The sequence below is a fragment of the Kocuria dechangensis genome (assembly GCF_014636775.1).
Classification (GTDB): Bacteria; Actinomycetota; Actinomycetes; order Actinomycetales; family Micrococcaceae; genus Kocuria; species Kocuria dechangensis.
Genome location: NZ_BMEQ01000001.1, coordinates 360,176 through 377,383, shown reverse-complemented (window position 1 = coordinate 377,383; position 17,208 = coordinate 360,176). Strand labels below are relative to the sequence as shown.

The 17,208-nt window shown below is 66.3% G+C and carries 25 protein-coding genes and 1 tRNA gene; 5 read left to right on the top strand and 21 right to left on the bottom strand.

Annotation, left to right across the window (positions count from 1 at the left end; genetic code table 11):
- Window positions 1–20: 20 nt before the first annotated feature.
- A complete protein-coding gene (rpsB, locus tag IEW07_RS01705; RefSeq protein ID WP_188534085.1) occupies window positions 21–920 on the bottom strand; it encodes a 30S ribosomal protein S2 in 900 nt (299 codons plus the stop codon).
- 435 nt (window positions 921–1,355) lie between these two features.
- Between rpsB and IEW07_RS01700 the strand changes: the two genes are divergently transcribed.
- Entirely contained in the window at window positions 1,356–1,919 is a 564-nt protein-coding gene (locus IEW07_RS01700) for a M23 family metallopeptidase (protein WP_188534084.1), read from the top strand.
- Here IEW07_RS01700 and IEW07_RS01695 read toward each other — a convergent pair.
- Both IEW07_RS01695 and IEW07_RS01690 read right to left on the bottom strand, forming a co-directional pair.
- Window positions 1,898–2,116, bottom strand: coding sequence for a hypothetical protein (locus IEW07_RS01695; RefSeq protein WP_188534083.1), 219 nt, complete (start codon window positions 2,114–2,116; stop codon window positions 1,898–1,900). The two genes, IEW07_RS01700 and IEW07_RS01695, sit on opposite strands and share 22 nt — an antisense overlap.
- A 94-nt stretch (window positions 2,117–2,210) precedes the next feature.
- Window positions 2,211–2,498 carry a hypothetical protein gene (locus IEW07_RS01690; RefSeq protein ID WP_188534082.1) on the bottom strand — a complete coding sequence of 96 codons (288 nt, stop codon included), beginning with the start codon at window positions 2,496–2,498 and terminating at the stop codon, window positions 2,211–2,213.
- Window positions 2,499–3,223: 725 nt separating this feature from the next.
- Between IEW07_RS01690 and IEW07_RS01685 the strand changes: the two genes are divergently transcribed.
- The 3 genes from IEW07_RS01685 (at window position 3,224) to IEW07_RS01675 (ending at window position 4,227) form a co-directional block, all read left to right on the top strand.
- Entirely contained in the window at window positions 3,224–3,412 is a 189-nt protein-coding gene (locus IEW07_RS01685) for a hypothetical protein (RefSeq protein WP_188534081.1), read from the top strand.
- A gap of 25 nt (window positions 3,413–3,437) precedes the next feature.
- Entirely contained in the window at window positions 3,438–3,665 is a 228-nt protein-coding gene (locus IEW07_RS01680) for a hypothetical protein (RefSeq protein WP_188534080.1), read from the top strand.
- 301 nt (window positions 3,666–3,966) lie between these two features.
- A complete protein-coding gene (locus IEW07_RS01675; RefSeq protein WP_188534079.1) occupies window positions 3,967–4,227 on the top strand; it encodes a hypothetical protein in 261 nt (86 codons plus the stop codon).
- 51 nt (window positions 4,228–4,278) lie between these two features.
- On the opposite strand, the gene IEW07_RS01670 is transcribed toward IEW07_RS01675, so the two are convergent.
- The 15 genes from IEW07_RS01670 to IEW07_RS01605 form a co-directional block, all read right to left on the bottom strand.
- Window positions 4,279–4,500 carry a hypothetical protein gene (locus tag IEW07_RS01670; RefSeq protein ID WP_188534078.1) on the bottom strand — a complete coding sequence of 74 codons (222 nt, stop codon included), beginning with the start codon at window positions 4,498–4,500 and terminating at the stop codon, window positions 4,279–4,281.
- A gap of 575 nt (window positions 4,501–5,075) precedes the next feature.
- Window positions 5,076–5,471, bottom strand: a complete 396-nt coding sequence (locus tag IEW07_RS01665; protein WP_188534077.1) for a terminase — start codon at window positions 5,469–5,471, stop codon at window positions 5,076–5,078.
- 240 nt (window positions 5,472–5,711) lie between these two features.
- Window positions 5,712–6,098, bottom strand: coding sequence for an HNH endonuclease (locus IEW07_RS01660; protein ID WP_188534076.1), 387 nt, complete (start codon window positions 6,096–6,098; stop codon window positions 5,712–5,714).
- A 78-nt stretch (window positions 6,099–6,176) separates the two neighbouring features.
- On the bottom strand, window positions 6,177–7,175 hold the full coding sequence (locus IEW07_RS01655) for a hypothetical protein (RefSeq protein ID WP_188534075.1): 999 nt from the start codon (window positions 7,173–7,175) through the stop codon (window positions 6,177–6,179).
- 24 nt (window positions 7,176–7,199) lie between these two features.
- Window positions 7,200–7,424, bottom strand: a complete 225-nt coding sequence (locus tag IEW07_RS01650; RefSeq protein ID WP_188534074.1) for a hypothetical protein — start codon at window positions 7,422–7,424, stop codon at window positions 7,200–7,202.
- A gap of 166 nt (window positions 7,425–7,590) precedes the next feature.
- On the bottom strand, window positions 7,591–7,863 hold the full coding sequence (locus IEW07_RS01645) for a hypothetical protein (protein WP_188534073.1): 273 nt from the start codon (window positions 7,861–7,863) through the stop codon (window positions 7,591–7,593).
- Window positions 7,864–7,868: 5 nt separating this feature from the next.
- The gene (locus tag IEW07_RS01640) at window positions 7,869–8,051 is read right to left on the bottom strand and encodes a hypothetical protein (protein ID WP_188534072.1); all 183 of its coding nucleotides are present in this window, start codon (window positions 8,049–8,051) and stop codon (window positions 7,869–7,871) included.
- Window positions 8,052–8,200: 149 nt separating this feature from the next.
- The gene (locus IEW07_RS21385) at window positions 8,201–8,326 is read right to left on the bottom strand and encodes a hypothetical protein (RefSeq protein WP_268235511.1); all 126 of its coding nucleotides are present in this window, start codon (window positions 8,324–8,326) and stop codon (window positions 8,201–8,203) included.
- Between the two features lie 8 nt (window positions 8,327–8,334).
- A complete protein-coding gene (locus IEW07_RS01635; RefSeq protein WP_188534071.1) occupies window positions 8,335–10,443 on the bottom strand; it encodes a GDSL-type esterase/lipase family protein in 2,109 nt (702 codons plus the stop codon).
- A 91-nt stretch (window positions 10,444–10,534) separates the two neighbouring features.
- Window positions 10,535–10,750 (bottom strand): hypothetical protein, encoded by a 216-nt coding sequence (locus tag IEW07_RS01630; protein WP_188534070.1) that lies wholly within the window; start codon window positions 10,748–10,750, stop codon window positions 10,535–10,537.
- Window positions 10,747–10,911: a hypothetical protein gene (locus IEW07_RS01625; RefSeq protein ID WP_188534069.1), complete on the bottom strand. Its 165-nt coding sequence runs from the start codon at window positions 10,909–10,911 to the stop codon at window positions 10,747–10,749. The genes IEW07_RS01630 and IEW07_RS01625 overlap by 4 nt, the downstream gene beginning before the upstream one ends.
- Window positions 10,908–11,069 carry a hypothetical protein gene (locus tag IEW07_RS01620; RefSeq protein WP_188534068.1) on the bottom strand — a complete coding sequence of 54 codons (162 nt, stop codon included), beginning with the start codon at window positions 11,067–11,069 and terminating at the stop codon, window positions 10,908–10,910. Before IEW07_RS01620 ends, IEW07_RS01625 begins: the two co-directional genes overlap by 4 nt.
- A gap of 98 nt (window positions 11,070–11,167) precedes the next feature.
- Window positions 11,168–12,505, bottom strand: coding sequence for an AAA family ATPase (locus IEW07_RS01615; RefSeq protein WP_188534067.1), 1,338 nt, complete (start codon window positions 12,503–12,505; stop codon window positions 11,168–11,170).
- A 327-nt stretch (window positions 12,506–12,832) separates the two neighbouring features.
- Entirely contained in the window at window positions 12,833–13,000 is a 168-nt protein-coding gene (locus IEW07_RS21720) for a helix-turn-helix transcriptional regulator (RefSeq protein WP_188534066.1), read from the bottom strand.
- On the bottom strand, window positions 13,001–13,234 hold the full coding sequence (locus IEW07_RS01605; RefSeq protein ID WP_188534065.1) for a hypothetical protein: 234 nt from the start codon (window positions 13,232–13,234) through the stop codon (window positions 13,001–13,003).
- Between the two features lie 559 nt (window positions 13,235–13,793).
- Here IEW07_RS01605 and IEW07_RS01600 point away from each other — a divergent pair.
- On the top strand, window positions 13,794–14,699 hold the full coding sequence (locus tag IEW07_RS01600; RefSeq protein ID WP_188534064.1) for a tyrosine-type recombinase/integrase: 906 nt from the start codon (window positions 13,794–13,796) through the stop codon (window positions 14,697–14,699).
- An 84-nt stretch (window positions 14,700–14,783) separates the two neighbouring features.
- Here IEW07_RS01600 and IEW07_RS01595 read toward each other — a convergent pair.
- The 3 genes from IEW07_RS01595 to IEW07_RS01585 form a co-directional block, all read right to left on the bottom strand.
- Window positions 14,784–14,857 (bottom strand) — tRNA-Ile (locus tag IEW07_RS01595).
- A 33-nt stretch (window positions 14,858–14,890) separates the two neighbouring features.
- A complete protein-coding gene (locus IEW07_RS01590) occupies window positions 14,891–16,144 on the bottom strand; it encodes a glycosyltransferase (protein ID WP_188534063.1) in 1,254 nt (417 codons plus the stop codon).
- The gene (locus tag IEW07_RS01585) at window positions 16,141–17,118 is read right to left on the bottom strand and encodes a DMT family transporter (RefSeq protein WP_188534062.1); all 978 of its coding nucleotides are present in this window, start codon (window positions 17,116–17,118) and stop codon (window positions 16,141–16,143) included. The genes IEW07_RS01590 and IEW07_RS01585 overlap by 4 nt, the downstream gene beginning before the upstream one ends.
- Window positions 17,119–17,208 lie beyond the last annotated feature (90 nt).

The following is a 17,208-nucleotide window of genomic DNA, read 5'->3' as shown; positions in this document are numbered from 1 at the left end:
GAATGGAAGGTGAACGGAGACTACTCGGCGGCGGTCTCGGTCTCGGCGGGGGCAGCGGCCTCGGCGGGAGCCGCCTCGGTCTCGGCGGGAGCCGCCTCGGTCTCGGCGGGAGCGGCCTCGGCGGGGGCCTCGGTCACGGACGCCTGCTCGGCGGCGTGCTGCTCGAGCAGCTCGCGCTCCCACTCGGCCATCGGCTCGGCGGCCTGGTCGGCGCCGCCGGACTTCTTGTTGTGGCGCTCCATGAGGCCCTCGGCGACGGCGTCGGCGATCACGCGGGTCAGCAGGTTGACGGAGCGGATCGCGTCGTCGTTGCCCGGGATCGGGAAGTTGACCTCGTCGGGGTCGCAGTTGGTGTCGAGGATCGCGACCACGGGGATGCCCAGTTTCTGGGCCTCGTCCACGGCGAGGTGCTCCTTCTTGGTGTCCACGATCCACACCAGCGACGGGGCCTTGGTGAGGTTGCGGATGCCGCCGAGGGTGCGCTCCAGCTTCTCCTTCTCGCGGCGCAGGAGCAGCAGCTCCTTCTTGGTGTACTGCGAGCCGGCGACGTCCTCGAAGTCGATCTCCTCGAGCTCCTTCATGCGCTCGATGCGCTTGGAGACGGTCGCGAAGTTGGTGAGCATGCCGCCGAGCCAGCGGTGGTTCACGTAGGGCATGCCCACGCGGGTGGCCTGCTCGGCGATGGCCTCCTGGGCCTGCTTCTTGGTGCCGACGAAGAGGATGGTGCCGCCGTGGGCCACGGTGGTCTTGACGGCCTCGTAGGCGCGGTCGATGAAGGACAGCGACTGCTGGAGGTCGATGATGTAGATGCCGTTGCGCTCGGTGAAGATGAAGCGCTTCATCTTCGGGTTCCAGCGGCGGGTCTGGTGGCCGAAGTGCACGCCGCTGTCGAGGAGCTGGCGCATGGTAACGACGGACATGTCGTCTCCTTGTTCTCGTGCGGGACGGCGTGCTGCGACGCACGGCCCGCGGGTACGGTTCACGGCTGCGTCCGGCGGACGAGCCCCTGGCACGGCGGTGAGCGGTCCGGGTGGGGTCCGCTGCCGGGCCGCCGTGCCGCGACCCCGTCGGGACGGGGAGCGCGGACCGGGGCGGCCGGGCCGGGAAAGGAGATCCCGGCGGCGCCGTGCGCGAAGTCAGCTGCTCGCCGTCGTGCCACGGGGTCCGGCCGAGGGCCGGTCCGCGGCTGCGAGGGCACGCCACGGGGGCGCAGAGAGCAGACTGCGGGCTCAAGTGTACTACAGGGGGGTCATTGCCCCTGCACACGGGGGCAGGGGGGCTGTCCCGCTCCGGGCCGTCCACAGGACCGGGGGCCGCGGCCCCGCCGGCAGGGTCCGCGGGGCACGCTCGGGCGCATGGACACCTCACGGCACTCCCACCGCCGCTCCCCTGCACGCCGGCTGCCCGGGCTGCTCGTGGTGCTGCTCCTGGTGCTGGGCCTGCCGGGGGCCGCGCCGCCCGCGGCGGGCGCACCGGGCTGGGCATGGCCCCTGGTCCCGCGCCCGCCCGTGGTCGGCCAGTGGGCCCCGCCGGCCCAGCGCTGGGACAGCGGCCACCGGGGCGTGGACCTGGGGGCGCCGGCGGGCGCCCCGGTGCGATCCCCCGCCGACGGCACGGTGAGCTTCGCAGGCGTGGTGGTGGACCGGCCCGTGCTGACGGTGGACCACGGCGACGGGCTGCGCTCCAGCGTCGAGCCCGTGGAGTCGGCGCTGGCCGCAGGGGACCGCGTGCGGCGGGGTCAGGTCGTGGGGGTGCTGCGCGGCCGGTACCACTGCGCCGTGGGCGAGTGCCTGCACTGGGGCGTGCGCCGCGACGGCGAGTACGTCAACCCGCTGCAGTTCGTCGGCTCCCTCGAGCCGTCCGTGCTCCTGCCGGTGCCGCCGGAGTCGGCGGCGGCTCAGCCCTCGTCGTCATCCTGAACGTCCTCGAGGCCCTCCTCGACGCCCTGCCGGACGTCCTCGACGCCCTCCTCGACGTTGCGCTCGGCGTCCTCGACGCCCTGCTGCACCTCGTCGACGGTCTCCTCGACCTCCTGCTCGGGGTTGTCGCAGCCGGTCAGCGCGGCGAGCGCCAGACCGGCCGCGGCCAGGGTCCTCCCCACGGTGCGACGGTTCACGGCGGCGTCCTCTCGATCGGTGTCGGATGGGACCACCAGTGGACCACACCGGGGCCGGTCGCGCACGGGGCCGAACGGGCCGGACGCGGCGCGCTCACGGCCGCACGTAGACCGTCTCCCCGTCCCTGGTGCAGACGATGACGATCTTCCCGGTGCTGTCGGCCTTGCGCGCCTTCGCCGCGTAGCTGGAGGCCCTGCCTCCGCACAGGTCTGCGAGCTTCTTGGTGACGCGGTCCATGGGCGCGTCCTTGAGGTGCACCGTCGTGCCGTGCACGACGTCGGCCCTCCCGTTCCCGTCGGCGTGGGCGGGGCCCGCCCAGGCGCCCGTCAGGAGAGCGGCGCCGAGCGCCGCTCCGACCATCGTCTTCTTCCACGACTTCATGAGGGCCCCCGGTCCGCGATGCAGTGTCACCACCGTAGGGCCCGGACCAGCGGCTTTCGCGATTGTGACGTAGATGTACCAAAGGGAAGAGCCCGTGCCCCGGTGTCCGGGAGCACGGGCTCTGCTGTAGGGCCGGTGGGGCTTGAACCCACGACCGAAGGATTATGGGGTAATGGGTCGGTTTGGGTGCCCGCGGGGCTCCTGTGAGGCTTGATTTCGCGGGTTCTGGAGCGACTCCCCCGCATGATGTTGCTTGACATTCCCGGACGCTACCCGCCATTCTGGACAGGTAATCGGAGGGCAACCTCCAGAAAAAGAAAACCCCCGGCAAGGCTTGCCGGCCTCCCGGGGGATGGAGCAGACGTTGCAACCGTCGGCTCACAGACCAGGGTAAACCAACCCTGACGACGTGACCACCCCGGTTGAGCGCTGCTCCCGGGGTTTTTTGCTTGATCGTCCTTACCCCGTCAAACCGATAGGACGCCCGCTCATAGCCCTGTGAACGTCTCAGAGCGGGGGGACGAGGAACGCCCGGCCAGGCCGACCTAGCTGCCCATATCAAGACACCTCGAATACCGGGGGGTCTAGTTGTCGTGGGCACCTACTCCGTTTGCGGGGGGCCGGTCGATCGGGGCGTTTTGGGGAGAGGGCTTCAGCCTCCAGCGCCCTTTAGGGCTCCGCTTCATTCCCTAGAGGTTCCACCTACCTACCCGAGAGGAACGCACATGGTCCGCATCATCCGAACCCCCGAACAGCTCGAGGCGCTGCCCGATCACGCCGTGGTCGTGGACGCAACAGACCGCATCCGAGAGTGCTGGACGGTCCAGGGCGAACGGCGATGGTTCAAACCCGGAGATGACGCATGGACCGCCGTTGTCCTGCCCGCCGTCCTGCTGCACGTCCGGGAACCGTGACCCACCCATAAGAGAGGAACACCCAATGAGCACCCAACGAACCGACCGCACCCCCGCTGAGCTGATCGGCGGCGCACTCGAGCTTGAGAGCTTCGCCGCGACCCTGGAGCACCGGCTTGCCGGGTACGCCGATTGGGAGAGCATCACCGCGTTTGCCCGTGGCGCTGCCGGAGAGCTGCGGGGCGTGATTGAGCTGTTGCGCTCCGATGCTGAGCACCTGCGCCACCTGGCCTCCATCAAGGCCGACGCCTAACACCACCCAATAGAACGGCCCCGCCCCCGTTGCACCGGGGACAGGGCCAAGACACGAGAGGCAAGTTCCCATGTCAGCACACAACCTTACTCCGGTCCTCCGCAGGGGTCTGCCGTGGCACCAGCGCATCGCACGGGCCGTCACGTTCGGCACGCTCTCCGCTGCTGTCACCCTTGGCCCGTTCAGTCTGGGGGCTCTCATCCTTAACTCGCTGTCCATGTAATAGGGGCTCCCCCGCCCCGTTCGATGAAAGCCTGACCATTTACCCCCACGACTCCGACCCCCCCCTGAGGAGACACCCGTGAGCACCACCATGTTTGACGCCCCGGCTTGCCCCGCTGATTGGAAAGAGGTCGACGCCGGCGAACTCTACGAAGGTCCCGCGTTCTGGCCCCGAAAGGGCTACGACCCCTACGGCGTCGCGGTCATGTGGACGCCCCAGGGTTACGCCTTCTCGCTGCTCGAGAACACTGACTCCGAGACGCTGACCCTTAGCGAGCTGCTGAGCCTCCGCACGTGCATTGACCAGGCTATCCGCGCCCACGAAAAGCTCGACTCCTGACCTCTTAAATGCGGAAAAGCCCCCGGCCTGGTTGCCGGGGGCTTTTCGTTTTCAGCGGACGGGAGATATCTCGAAGGCGGCGTACATGTTGTGGCGCGCAGTGCAGGACACAATCCACCGCGACCGAGCGTTGCCTCCACACCGCTGGGGGTAGTCCTCACTCAACATCTCGTAGATGTCGTCGACGAGCTGATGGGTCGTGAGCAAATTGACGCCGGGGCCGACCCAACGCGCCCATTTCAAGTTCGCATCGATGGTGATCTTCCCGTGCATGCCGGGGGTCCTTTCTGTAGGGCGTCGGACTGGCTCCAAACGCGCTGCTACAACCATCACCGGAACCGAACTGTTGGCGGCGGACCGGGCTTACGGGTGACCGGAAATCATCATGGCAACGACCGCGGCCCGATATGCGTGCCCCAGATCCGCACCCACCCGATACGGTCCGCCGGCTTCGTAGACCACAGTGAGCACCACCAGGGACACGACCACCACCCCGCACGCCGTCACCACCTCACGCACGCGGCTTCCACTCCTCATGGAACCTGAACGCCAGGTCACTAACCGCCCCGCTATCCGCATCCGGCCCCAACAAGTGCCGCGCCCACTCCACAGAACTCGTCGTCCAGAACTCCCCCCGAGCTACTGCCGCCGCCGCCCCGACGTCACGCGCCGTCCGACACAGGCGCATGAACTCGTCCAAGTCGATGTGCCCGCCCCGCCCCGAACGTTTGAACTCCAGCAACGCCCGGTGATACGCCTCGTGCTGCTCCACCACCGGAACCCCGTTGTCCTCCGGGCAGAAATCCACGAACGTCAGGGCACCAGCAGGGACCTGCGCTCGGTGCCGCCTAGCCATGCTGACGCGCCGCCAAGAAACCCCGTGGCTTACCAGCGGAGCCGCCCTCATCATCCGCGAACGGAAGACGCAAAGATGCGAGGTGCTGCCCCAGGAGCTTCGAGCTGTTGCGGATCTCCACCTGCGCAGGATGAACTCGCCGGCCCTGCGGAGAGTCCTGCATGATCCCGTCGCGCTCCACAATCTCCCGCAACTTCTTGAGGTCATCCTTCAACCGGGCGCACTCCGCCAGAATGTTCAGCTCCGATTCCGTGAGGTCAAAATCCTTCACCACGGAACGCCACAGCTCTTTTCCGTCCTTGCCGAGCCCATGAGGAACCCGCGGAGCCCGCCGCACCTCTTCCTTAGCGCCCTCCACAGGGCGCAAATACTGTTCCAAAACAACCACCTTCCAAACACTTACACAATCAAACAACGCACAAACGGCGATCTAAGCGCCCCAAACACCACACCCCTCCACAGGGACACCAGAACCCCATAAAGCCGGGAGAACGCCACACAGAGCCTCCCCCGGGCATGAAAATAGGTCCGTCATACTCACACGACCTACAAGAATGTGGCCAATGCCGGACCAGGGGTATCCAATACCCGGAGGGTAGGGGTAACCGGGTCATGGTCTCTTTTGATTTCAATACCACTTGAACGGCGGGATGCCGTTGTCTTCCGACGGCGGTTTCATATTTCCCCAATAGGTTGTGCGCCTGATGGGTGACGGTGGCGGCGTATCCATGTCGATATCGACGTCTGCGCGTCGTCGTCTGGTGCCGTCGCCCTTTGACCTATTACAACGAGCATGCGAGGCAGCAAAGTTATTGAGGTCAAGCATTGATCCGCCTTGGCTAACAGGTATCTTATGATCCAAATCGAAAGACAATGGCATTCCCGCTTCGCCTTCGTAGTCGATTGGTCCTAGCTTCCCGTCGCAGATATGACACGGCGCGTTCTGTCGGGCGAACATATTCTTTGCGACGTTGCGCCGTTCCCGGTATGTACGGTGTTGTCTGTTGACTGGCATGTGGTCTCCTCGTGCACGGGTGCGGCCCCGCACTGTGTGAGTACGGGGCCGCGTGGTCGTGCTGTGTGGTGCTGTTGGTTAGGCGAAGATAGAACCGCGACGCCGCTTCTTCGAGGCGGTGAGGATCGGCTCAAGGTCCGCGACGGTCTCGAGCTGGTCGTCTCCGATGAGTGCGGCGTACTGGGCGCGGGCCATGGCCCGGGACTCTGCCGAGTGGGGGCTCAGGTCGTCGGTGGCTGCCTCGGCTGCGCTCCACAGCGCGATGGCCTCGGAGGGGTCGTTGACCACCAGTGCGCCCTGGTCTGCGAGGTACACGAGCCAGGTGATCGGGTCGGTGTCCTTGGGGATGCGTCCGCCCCTGGGCTCTTCGGTGTCGAAGCGGGTTGCCGGCGCTGCTGCCGCCCATCGGAGCATGGCCTCGTGGAAGGAGCCCGGCTGCGGGACGGCATTGGGCTTAGCTGCCGCCTGTCGTCGTCCGATCATGTAGGGGTGCACGTTCAGCGGGTCGCCGGTGAACGCGGCGGCGGCGAGGATCGTGACCTCGGGTCCGCTCACGGTGTGCCGGGTAAGTGCCGTGTACGCGTTGACGAGCTGCTGCCACTCGGCGGCGAGCTGCTGGAGCACCTTCCATTCGTTCGCGGCGTCCTTGTCGATCGCTTCCTGTGCGGACAGGGGGCGGTGGCGGAGCCCGTAGACCTTCGATGCGATGGTGGCGACACGTCCCCGGATTTCCTCGCAGACGGCTTCGGTCGAGTCCTGCTCGAGTGCGGTGAGCTGGTGCTCTGCCCGGTCCATGGCGGCGGCGAGGGCTGCGAGGTCGTGCGTCTCGGCCTCCCGGCGGTACTGCTCGGCGCGTGCCTGGTCCAACACGCTCTGCATGGCGGCGGGGCCGTCAGCGGTGAGGAGAGCGTCAGACACGGCGCTGTTCGCCTGGAGGGTGGTGGGGCGGTCGGCCTGTCGGCGCTTGACCTCGGCGCGGAGCCGGGTGGCGGTGTCGCGGAGCGTGGCCCATTCGGGGACGGCGGTCTCGAGGATGTCGGAGGTGATGCCGGTCTTCACGGTGCGGTTAATGCTCATGGTTGTTTCTCCTAGGTCTAAGGGTTACTTGGTGAAGTAGGCGTGGTGGCGGGCGCTGGATTCGCGGCGGGTGGTTTCCCGCAGGATGTACAGCTGGTGATCCCGTAGTGATTCGTCGGACATGGCCTTGATGTAGCCGTTTCCGCCTGGGGCTCCGCGTTCTCCGGTGTTGCGGCGGTGTTCCTGTTCTGCGGCGATTTCGGTGAGGTGCTGCTTAAGGTCTGCGGTGCTGCTGGTGCTGATTTCCATTGGTGTTACTCCTTCGTGGTGATTCGGTGAAATCGGGGTTGCTGTGCTGCGATGACGAGGTCGCCGTTACTTGATGCGATGAGCGCCCGGCCTTTGGCGTTGAATGCCGCTACCGGTGTTTGCGTCCCGTCTGTGAATACCGCGACTAATGGTTGGTAGTTCGGGATCATCGGTCGGCCAGGCCGGCGAAGTGGTCGTTGGTGGCGGTGTCGCGCTTTACGGGCTTTTCCCGGGTGTGGACCTCGAGGGCATCAGCGATCTCGAATGCGAGCCGGCGGGCGGCTTCGGTGGTGAGCACGACTGTAACTCTGCGTCCGGTGAAGATCGCCACGGCCTCGAGCACATCGCCTTCGGGGGTTCGCATGCGGGCGGGTGCTGCTTCGATCGTTTCCGAGACCTTGAGGTTAGTTGCCGCGTTTTCGGGGCGAGTGGTGAACATGGGGATTACTGCTCCTTGGCTTCGTACTGCTCGAGGATGTCGATGAGCTGATCGCTGATAGCGGTGATCTTGTGGATCGGGATGAATACTTGGCGGCTTTCTTTGCCGTCTTCGGTCATGATCATTGCCCCGGGTGTGGCGCTGTTGTCGTCGTGCCAGGACCAGGGGCGTACTCGTGCGCGGGGCATTTCTTTCCTTATCCGAGGAGGGCGAGGGTTACGCGGGCGATGGTGACGGCGATTTCCCAGACGGGGACGATGACGATCAAGGGGGGCTCCTTAAATGGGTGGCCCGTCCCTGGTGATGCCCAGGGACGGGCCGTGGTGGTGCTGCGGTGTTAGCGGAGGGGGTTGGCGTCGATTTCCTCGAGCGTGAGCCCTCCGAGGCGTTTTTCGAATTCCTCGAATGTTAGTCCCGCGTAGTGGGCGAAGAAATCGTCGAGTGTGACTTCCTGGTTTTCCATGTCTCTCCTTATGCGGCGGTGCCGGGGTACGGGGTGGGAAGATCCCCGTCTGCGTAGAACCACACGGTGCCCTGGTAGACCTTTCCGGTCTCGGCCCCGAGGATTCGCAGGAACCCGTTGAAGTAGCTGGTGTTCCGTACGCTGGTGCCGGCGTCGTCAACGACGAGCCCGTTACGCCAGTTCGCCCCGGTAATGCTCTTGGGGCGCAGCCCCACCGGGAGCGGGACGATATTGATGTGGCCGGCGGTGTTCACGCTCACCCCGTTGAACATCACCATGACGAGGTCGTCGCGGCGGCGGATGAACACCGACCCGCCATTCACTGACGCCGTTTTGGTGGTGGTGATGTCTCGGGTTCCGGTGTCCTTGATCCTTGGTTCCAGCGGCTTCGAGGTGACACTCTTCGGGGTTGCGTTGCCCATGGCCGTGTAGGCGGCGGTGTTGGGGTGCAGTCCGTCCCCGGAGTCGTACTGCGCCTGGAGGCCGGTCTGCTCGGGGTTGCCCACCAGGGCCGCGAAGTCGATGATCGATCGCACGCCCTTGGGCATGGTGCGCAGCCAGTCGTTGTAGGCCCGCTGGACGTCCATGACCTCGGTGGTCTTGGTGGATGCCGGGGTGATGGTGGCTGCGTGCACGACCGGGGCAACCTTGTCGCGGAGCAGGTCCACCGTGGTGTTGAACCTCTCCTGCACCGTGGCCAGCGCCACCCCGTTGCCGACGTCGTTCTGGCCCATGAAGTGGATCACCGCGTCGGGCTTGTCCGTGGCCCCGTAGATACCCCAGATGTGGTCACCTGGGGTGAGGTGCTCGGTCATCCCTGTCCCGGGCCAGGCGTAGTGGACGGGCAGGAACCCGTTGAGGCGCCCGTGCTGGGAGGGCCAGGAGTCGAACACCGGGCGGGTCGCACCAGTGCCGGCGGTGATGGAATCGCCGTAGGCTGCCACTGCCGGGACGTGCACGGGCACTTCGGCTTCGATCCACCAGTCGAACGGCACCCGGTTGACCACGGACCCCGCCTCGAGAGCTGTGGTGTCCGCGGCTGCGTAGGTGATCCAGGCGTGGCCCAAGGGGTAGGCGGCGGTGGTGGCGGTGGCGTTGTTGATGCCGAAGCTCAGCAGGTGCTCCACGTCGGCGGGCAGCTCGTGGTTGATCCACGACGAGACCCACTCGGTGGTTCCTGCGGGGATCGTTGCTGCCCCAGCGACCTGCGTCGGGGTCGCGGTGTAGGCCCCGGTGGTGGTGGAGCCCTTGCCGATCCACACCCCGGTGAGGGCGTGGGAGGTGTTGACCGTCCCGCCAGTGCGGGTGTGCCAGTTCCGCACGTGCACCCGCCACCTCGGGATCGTGGCCCCGTACTGGACAGGGACCCGCACGGAGCGGCCGACGATGTCGGTGTTCGTCTCGGTCGTGCCAGCAGTCAGCGCCAGGGGTACGGTCTTCACGCCGGAGCCGGGGGTGGTCTGCTTCGGGGACGCCACGGCGGGGGCGATCTCGGCCCACGGATACCAGACGCCGCCGGTCTTGTGGCGGGTCCATTCCTGGGTGCCGATGACGGGCCGGGTCGTCTGCTTGGTGGTGTTGCCCACGATGAGGTTCTCCACGATGCCGACACCGTTGAAGGGGAGCCCCAGGGCGGTGGAGACCGTGCCAGAGTAGACGTAGAACACGCCCTGATCGGTGAGGGTGTCGAGGTTGTCGGCCGAGGACAGCACGCGGCGGTTCCACAGTTCCGCAGACTGCTTCCACGCACCCCAGGTCCCGTTGGTCTTGTGCCGGACCCAGCTGCCGGCCCCGTCAGCGGGCATCCAGGTGGCGCGCTTGTGGGTGTCGTTGTGGATGATGATTTCCACAACCCCGAATGAGGGGGTGGGCATCCCCAGCGCGGTGGCCGTGGAGGACGAGTTGATCGGGTAGACACCGGAGAAAACGGGGGTGTCCAGCGTGTCACTGGAGCTGAGCGCGGGGCGAAGCCACTTGGAGTTCCGCATGAGGATTCCGACGGTGTCGGCCATGAACTTCGTGCCGGTCTCGAACACGCTGGAAACGCCAGCCTCGAAAGTGGACTCAGAGCCGATGTAGCCGATTCCGTCGGCGTTGGTCTTGGCGTGAAGCGCCATAGTCTTTCATTCCTGTCTGTTGCTTGGCATGGAAAAACCCCACCTGTGCTGCTCGGTGGGGCTTCCGTGAGTGTCTGTGTGGTGCTGCGGGTCAGGGCAGGATGCTCGGTGCGTTCCGCATGGCCCAGTTCCGCCGGGCACCCGCACCGCACTGGCGGAGGTCGTCCACGAACGTCTCGAGCGCGTCCAAGGGCACGACAAACGCACCACCGGGGTGCTCCACCAGGACAGCAGGGTTCTTGCTGCCGGCGTTCGTGGGCTTGAAGTTGAAGCGGTCGCGGTTATGACCGCGGTATGAGTACGTCATCGGGTCTCCTTGGTGGCTCCGCGGTCGATGCTCCAGCAGAGCTGCGCGAGCTGATCTGAGATGTGGTCGTTTGACTTGGCGATCGCGCCGATGTGGCGCTCGATCGCGGTGAGCCGGGCTTCAAGTGCCGCGAACTCTTCATAGAGCGCGGCGATGGTCAACGGGTGCCCCCGTTCAACTTCGCCTGTGCCAGCTGAATGGCTAGTTGGTGATTGAGCTCCTGGAGTCGGTGGTTCCGGCGTTGAAGCTGTTCGGCTGCTTCCTGCCAATCGGCTTTCGTCTTACAGAGCTTGGTGAGGTCCGGCATGGTGTCGGGCATGGATTCTCCTGAGGTGTGAGGGGGCTCTTCCCGGGGCTCTTCCTAGGCACTACCTGTCACCAGGGAGAGCGGAAGTGTAGGGAGAGCAGGAAGAGCGGTTACTGCTGGTCGTCGGTCGTGAGCCTGTATTCCCAATGGGCGGCACCAACCTGTTTCGACTGCCCCAGTTCGCGCATCACCCGTTCAAGGCGAGTTTTCCCGACACCGTTTTCCCTCAAATGCGCCTTCACGTCATTGGGGTTCACCGCGTCCCTGCCCTGCATGAAGCTGCGGAGCAGCATGCGGGCTACCTCATCCGGGTCGGAGCCTCCGGTTGTCTCTCTGGTCTCCTGGTGCCACTTGCCCACAAGCTCCCGCACGGGTTCACCCATGTCCGTGGGGTTAGCGATACGGGCCGTGGTCCCCGGGTCCTCGTCCGTCCTCTCACGTACCTGCACGACGTCCACGTCGAAGCCGATGGCGTTTGCCAGGCCGGTCACGTTGGACTTCTCCGGGCCGATGATGAGTCGCTGAACGTTGTCACCTTCCACCGCCGGCGGACGGGCCGCGTACAGCACCATGCGGGCCTTCTGCCGTAGAGCTGCTGTGCCGCCCATCTTGTTGCGGGTGTTCCCGGTGTCCATCCGGTTCGTGTGTGTGAGAAGCATGACGGAGAGGTCGTGCCGGGACGCCGTGACCTTCCACGGATGAAGGGCCTGCCTCGCCTGCTGCGTGTCTTTGATGTTGAGGTTGCCTTGAACGGTGTCTAGCCAGGCGTCCACCACCAGCAACGCAGGGTTGAGGCTCTCGTCCTCGAGATAGGTCCGGAGGGCTTGGAACGCGCCTTCCTTGGTGCTGTGCCCGAACACGGGAGAGCCCGTGCCGTCGTCGTCAGCGGAGAACACGAACACCCGGTCGAGGTCAGCGCCGGCAACCTTGAGACGTTCCCTCACTTCTCCGGGCCCGTCCTCGGTGATGATGAGCACCACGTCGGCGGGTTCCCGTGCGGGGATGTTGAACGGTGGGAACGGTGTACCCGTGGTGACTGCTGCGGCGACCGCAACCCATGCGAGGGACTTACCGATACCCTCGTCACCCACGAGCACAGTGATTTCGGCGCGGGGGATGAACCCGGTTCCGATCCATCGTGTTGGCGGAGGGGTTTTCATGGTGGAGAGCTTGCGGAGCTGGAGGACAGGCCGGGGCTCTTCCTGCTCTCCCCGCTCTCCCGCACTTCCTAGTGATACGTCAGGGCTAGGAAGAGCCTTAGGAAGAGCCTTTCCGGTGGTGGCGTTCTCCCAGCGGTCGAGCCATTCGGGGCCATATTGCTCTGCCATGTCGGCTACCCATGCGTCACGGGTCGTGCGGGGGAAGCTCGAGTCAATCGGGGGGAGGTCGTACACGTGCCCATCGTCGGAGATGACACCGAACGGGGCCGCGGGGTTGAACTCGGTCACCACGCCCGCACCTCCGGGGACTTCATCCAACGGGCAAGGTCTGCCCGGTTGAGCGGCTGGGAGTGCTTAGCCCTGTAGGTCACCAGGTAGGGGATGAGGTGATCGCAGTCGGGATACCACACCCCGGAAATGTCCTGAGGTGTGGTATTGAATTCTGTCGTCAAGATAACTCCACGGTGTTGATGGTTTCGGCTATCTCTGGATTCGCCGTGGATTCTCGAACTTGTGTAGAGGTCGGTGCCGCTATTGGTTGCGGTGCCGTATAATGGTCAATGTTGATGGTTTGGGGTCGGTCCGTGAGGGGATCGGCCCCAACTTTTTGTTTGCCTAAACGCGCTGCGCTTCCTCCCAAGCCGACAGTGAATCGGAGGAATATCGCACGTGTCGCCCTGCGCGGATGTATTCGGGGCCCGTGCCGGTGGTGTTCCAGTTGTAAACGGTCTTCTTAGGGACCTTGTAGCGGGCGGCTACTTCATCTAGCGTGAACCATTCCATTTATGCCGCCTTTCGTTGGTGCTGCTCCTCGAGGACGTTCCTCACAGCTTGTTCGCCGGTGTCATCCCGGTATGTGATGTGCCGGAAGGCGTCGGGGCGGTTGGTGATCTCTGCGGGAGTGTCCCCGCGCATGATGCGAACCGCGAGTTTGCACGCCTTGCTGAACGTGATTACGGGCTTCCCCTCGTCGTCCACTTCTGCAAGGAGTACGGCGATGATGTCCGTCTTGCTCATGCCTTGTGCGTTCACTAGTTAGACCCCTCCTGCTGCCCCGCCCCGCTCCGTGTAACTGCGGGGCACCTTCCCTGACTCTTACAGCATAGCGGGTAATGTTGCGTTTGTGACTTGCATCCGGCTCTCCAGAGTGCTATGCGTCGAGTTTTCCACAGCTCTTCTGCGTCAAGACTCCCGGGAATCCGGGGAAGTTGGCATCAAGGTGTGGATAATAAGTGTGACTAAGATCACACAAACTTTATGTTCGTCCGTGTCCTACGCGGAACAATCCGGTATATGGTGCGACCTAGCAAAACAAGGCATCACAAGGCATCACAAGTCGTCACAAGGCGTTAGGGGTATCGGCTAGCATGAGCGCATGGGCAGACCAGCATTACCACCAGGAACCCTCGGAGCTATCAGCTACCACCGCGCACCCTCCGGGGCATGGGTGGCGACAGCATGGGCACGAGAGACCACAGGAAAGCGCCGGCGACTAGAACGACGTGGGACCACCCAAGGAGCCGCCAAACGGGCCCTGATGACCGCGCACCGGGACATGCTGCCCACGGGTGGCACCATGAGCGCGGACGAGAAGCTGGGCACCACGGCGGAACGATGGCTCACAGGGATCGAGGGGGCCGACCGATACGCGGCGCAGACCAAACGCCGCTACCGGGAGATTGTCGAGAAGTACATTCGACCCAGGGTCGGAGACCTCCATCTACGTGAGGTCCAGACTGGTCCGGTCGGGGCGTTCCTCCGGGACGTCGAGACCGATCACGGGGCCGCGACCGCGAAACTCTGTCGGACGGTCCTGGTCGGGGTCCTGCAAATCGCCGTGGATCACGGGGCGTTGCAACAGAACCCTGCCAAGGCTGTGTCGATCCCCAAGACGGGCCGGCGCGAGGTTGTCTCACTCAATCCTCGTCAGGCTCACGGGCTGCTGTCGTCGCTGCCTCCCGGGGACGTGCGGGATGCGCTGATGGTCATGCTCGGCACGGGCGCCCGTATCGGGTCGGTCCTGGCCCTGCGCTGGGCTGACGTTGACCTCGAGGCGGGGACGCTAGTGCTCACAGGAACCGTTGTGCGCTCTTCTGCGGGCCTGGAACGGCAGGAACACACAAAGACTCACCAGACGCCGCGCTACAGGCTCCCCGGGGCTCTGGTGGACGTTCTGAGGGCACGATGGGAGTCCCGTGGTTCCGATGACCTGATGTTCCCCAACGCCCGGGGCGGGCTCATGGACCCGCACAACTTCCGCAAGACGTGGCGGACGCAGATGAAGACTGCCGGCTTCGAGTGGGTGACACCCCATGTTGCGCGGAAGTCCGTTGCGACGCTGCTGGCACGGCGTCTCGGGGATGAGGCGGCGCGGGACCAACTTGGTCATGACTCTGTGGCGACGACGAGGGCCCACTACGTCGAGTCGGTCGAGGATGTTCCGGATCACACTGACGTGCTCGGGGAGTTCTTGACACTTTGACCCGTGATTGGGGCGGGTTTAGGTAAGGTGGACATGAAAAAGCCCCCGGCGACCGGGCATAACGCCTAGTCACCGGGGGTTTTGTAGGGCCGGTGGGGCTTGAACCCACGACCGAAGGATTATGAGTCCTCTGCTCTGACCAGCTGAGCTACGGCCCCGCGCCGGGTCGGGCCCGGCGGCGCAGGACAACGTTACCGCACGCGCGAGAACGCGCGGAGCCTGCCGCGCAGGGGCAGCGCCGCGCGCGCCGGCAGGGGCTCCGCGGCCTCTCCGCGGTAGAGGCGCAGGAACGTCTCGAGGGTGCGCGGAAAGCTGTGCCGGGCGACCTTGTGCCGGCTCTCCCGGCCCATCCGCTCGCGCTCCTCCGCCGGAGCGCCCAGCACGCGGGCGAGCTTGCCGGCCAGGTCCCGGGCGTCGCCGGGCGCGAACAGCCACCCGTTGACACCGTCCTCGACCAGGTGCGGCAGGGCCTGGGCGTCGGCGAGCACCACGGGACGGGACGCGGACATCGCCTCGAGCGTCACCAGGGACTGCAGCTCTGCCGTGCCGGGCTGGCAGAAGACGTCCGCGCGCAGGTAGGCGGCACGCAGCTCCTCGTCGGGCACGTATCCCAGGAAGTGCACCCGGTCGGCCACTCCCAGGGCCCGGGCCAGCTCCTCGAGGGCGGGGCGCTGCTCCCCGTCGCCGGCGAGCTCCAGCCGGGCGTCGAGGCCGGCGGGCAGCAGGGACAGGGCCTCGATGAGCACGTCCACGTTCTTCTCGATGGCGAGCCGTCCTGTGAAGAGCACGGTGGGGTGCTCCGCGGGCTCCGGGTGCTCCCCCGGGCGGGGCTCGTAGTCGGCGATCCGGATGCCGTTGGACACGGCCAGCACAGAGTCGGGGAAGCCGTTGCGGCGCATCGTCTCGACCGCCAGCGGGGTGGGCGCGGTGATCACGTCGCAGCGGCCGAAGACGCGCACCATGTCCCGCCAGCACACCGACCGGTACACGGCGAGGAACCACTGCGGGAACGGCAGGAACGGCTCCATGTTCTCCGGGACGAAGTGGTTCGTGCCGACCGTGCGGATGCCGCGGCGGCGCGCCTCGCGTGCGAGCATCCGGCCGATGATGTGGTGGCACTGCAGATGCACCACGTCGGGGCGGACCTCGTCGAACAGCCGGCGGACGTCGGGGGCGATCTCCCACGGCAGGCAGAACCGGAAGTACGGGTGGGTGAACGCGTGGTGGGAGCGCAGCCGGTGCTCCACGATGCCCTCGCGGTCCGCGCGGACGGTGGGCCCCGGCGAGGTGCGGGCACAGGCGACGTGCACCTGGTGGCCCCGCTCCTGCAGCCCCCGGGCCAGGCGGTGGGCGAACTGGGCGGCCCCGTTGACGTCCGGCGGGTACGTCTCCGCACCCAGCAGGACGGTGAGGGGTCGGTCGGGGTTCGTGTTCTCGGCGCTCAAGGGTGGCTTCCCGGTCGGTCGTGTGCTGGTCGGTCGGATGCTGGCGGGGGCGGTGCCGGCACGCCCCGGTCCACCGCGGCCCGGCCCTGCCGGGCGAGGTCGGCGCGGCGCTCGAGGACCTCGGGATGGTGCTGGGAGAGAACGGCGACCCCGACTATAGCAACCGTGCCGGCGGCGGTCATGAGAAGTCCCGTCACCAGGGTGAGGCCCGCCCCGGCCTCGCCCAGGACCAGCAGGCCCAGCAGGACGCCGACCATGGGGTCGATGACGGTCAGCCCGGCGATCACGAGGTCCGGCGGACCGCCGGCGAAGGCGCTCTGCACGAACCACCCGCCGAGCACGGCGGCGGCGACGGCGGCGGTCACCGCGATCCAGTTGACGTCGTCGAACGGTCCCCCGGAGCTGCCCTGGACACGGGTGAGGGTCAGGCGCACGAGCACCGCGACGAAGCCGTACAGCACGCCCGCCCCCACCACGTAGAAGGAGCCGCCGAGGCTGTGGCGGAACAGCGCGGCGGCCGAGCCCAGGACGGCCACGAGGACCACGAGCATCACCACGACGGTGTGCTCGGCCCACGAGGAGATCCCGTGCGCCGGGTCGGTGGCCCCGACCGCGAGCGCCACGAACGCTCCCCCGCCCGCGGTGCACAGGAGGATCGCGGCCCAGGTCCGGCGGTTGATCCGCAGCCGCCGGTGCTGGGCGTGGAGCAGGGTGGTGACGACGAGGGCGATCACGCCGATGGGCTGCACCACGGTCACGGTGGCCAGGCCGAGGGCGGCGACGTTGAGCCCGGTGCCCAGGCCCAGCAGGACGAGGCCGAGCACCCACCGCGGGCAGCGGAGCAGGGCCAGGATCGTGCGGAGGTGCAGGGGTCCCCGGGCGCGGTCGGCGACGGCGCTGCCCTGCTTCTGCGTCCCCACCGCCAGGCACAGCGCGGAGAGCACGGCCAGGCCGACGGCGAGCCACTGGTTCACGACACCCACCGACCTCTGCTCACGTGCGGAAGTCTATCGACTGGGCCGCCCGGCCCGGGCCGCACGCGGTGGACACCGGGTGAACTCACG

Coding starts and splice junctions, on each gene's coding strand:
- rpsB (WP_188534085.1), bottom strand. CDS start 920: ATGTCCGTCGTTACCATGCGCCAGCTCCTCGACAGCGGCGTGCACTTC.
- IEW07_RS01700 (WP_188534084.1), top strand. CDS start 1,356: ATGGACACCTCACGGCACTCCCACCGCCGCTCCCCTGCACGCCGGCTG.
- IEW07_RS01690 (WP_188534082.1), bottom strand. CDS start 2,498: ATGAAGTCGTGGAAGAAGACGATGGTCGGAGCGGCGCTCGGCGCCGCT.
- IEW07_RS01685 (WP_188534081.1), top strand. CDS start 3,224: ATGGTCCGCATCATCCGAACCCCCGAACAGCTCGAGGCGCTGCCCGAT.
- IEW07_RS01680 (WP_188534080.1), top strand. CDS start 3,438: ATGAGCACCCAACGAACCGACCGCACCCCCGCTGAGCTGATCGGCGGC.
- IEW07_RS01670 (WP_188534078.1), bottom strand. CDS start 4,500: ATGCACGGGAAGATCACCATCGATGCGAACTTGAAATGGGCGCGTTGG.
- IEW07_RS01660 (WP_188534076.1), bottom strand. CDS start 6,098: ATGCCAGTCAACAGACAACACCGTACATACCGGGAACGGCGCAACGTC.
- IEW07_RS01655 (WP_188534075.1), bottom strand. CDS start 7,175: ATGAGCATTAACCGCACCGTGAAGACCGGCATCACCTCCGACATCCTC.
- IEW07_RS01650 (WP_188534074.1), bottom strand. CDS start 7,424: ATGGAAATCAGCACCAGCAGCACCGCAGACCTTAAGCAGCACCTCACC.
- IEW07_RS01645 (WP_188534073.1), bottom strand. CDS start 7,863: ATGTTCACCACTCGCCCCGAAAACGCGGCAACTAACCTCAAGGTCTCG.
- IEW07_RS01640 (WP_188534072.1), bottom strand. CDS start 8,051: ATGCCCCGCGCACGAGTACGCCCCTGGTCCTGGCACGACGACAACAGC.
- IEW07_RS21385 (WP_268235511.1), bottom strand. CDS start 8,326: ATGGAAAACCAGGAAGTCACACTCGACGATTTCTTCGCCCACTACGCG.
- IEW07_RS01635 (WP_188534071.1), bottom strand. CDS start 10,443: ATGGCGCTTCACGCCAAGACCAACGCCGACGGAATCGGCTACATCGGC.
- IEW07_RS01630 (WP_188534070.1), bottom strand. CDS start 10,750: ATGACGTACTCATACCGCGGTCATAACCGCGACCGCTTCAACTTCAAG.
- IEW07_RS01620 (WP_188534068.1), bottom strand. CDS start 11,069: ATGCCCGACACCATGCCGGACCTCACCAAGCTCTGTAAGACGAAAGCC.
- IEW07_RS21720 (WP_188534066.1), bottom strand. CDS start 13,000: ATGGAATGGTTCACGCTAGATGAAGTAGCCGCCCGCTACAAGGTCCCT.
- IEW07_RS01605 (WP_188534065.1), bottom strand. CDS start 13,234: ATGAGCAAGACGGACATCATCGCCGTACTCCTTGCAGAAGTGGACGAC.
- IEW07_RS01600 (WP_188534064.1), top strand. CDS start 13,794: ATGAGCGCGGACGAGAAGCTGGGCACCACGGCGGAACGATGGCTCACA.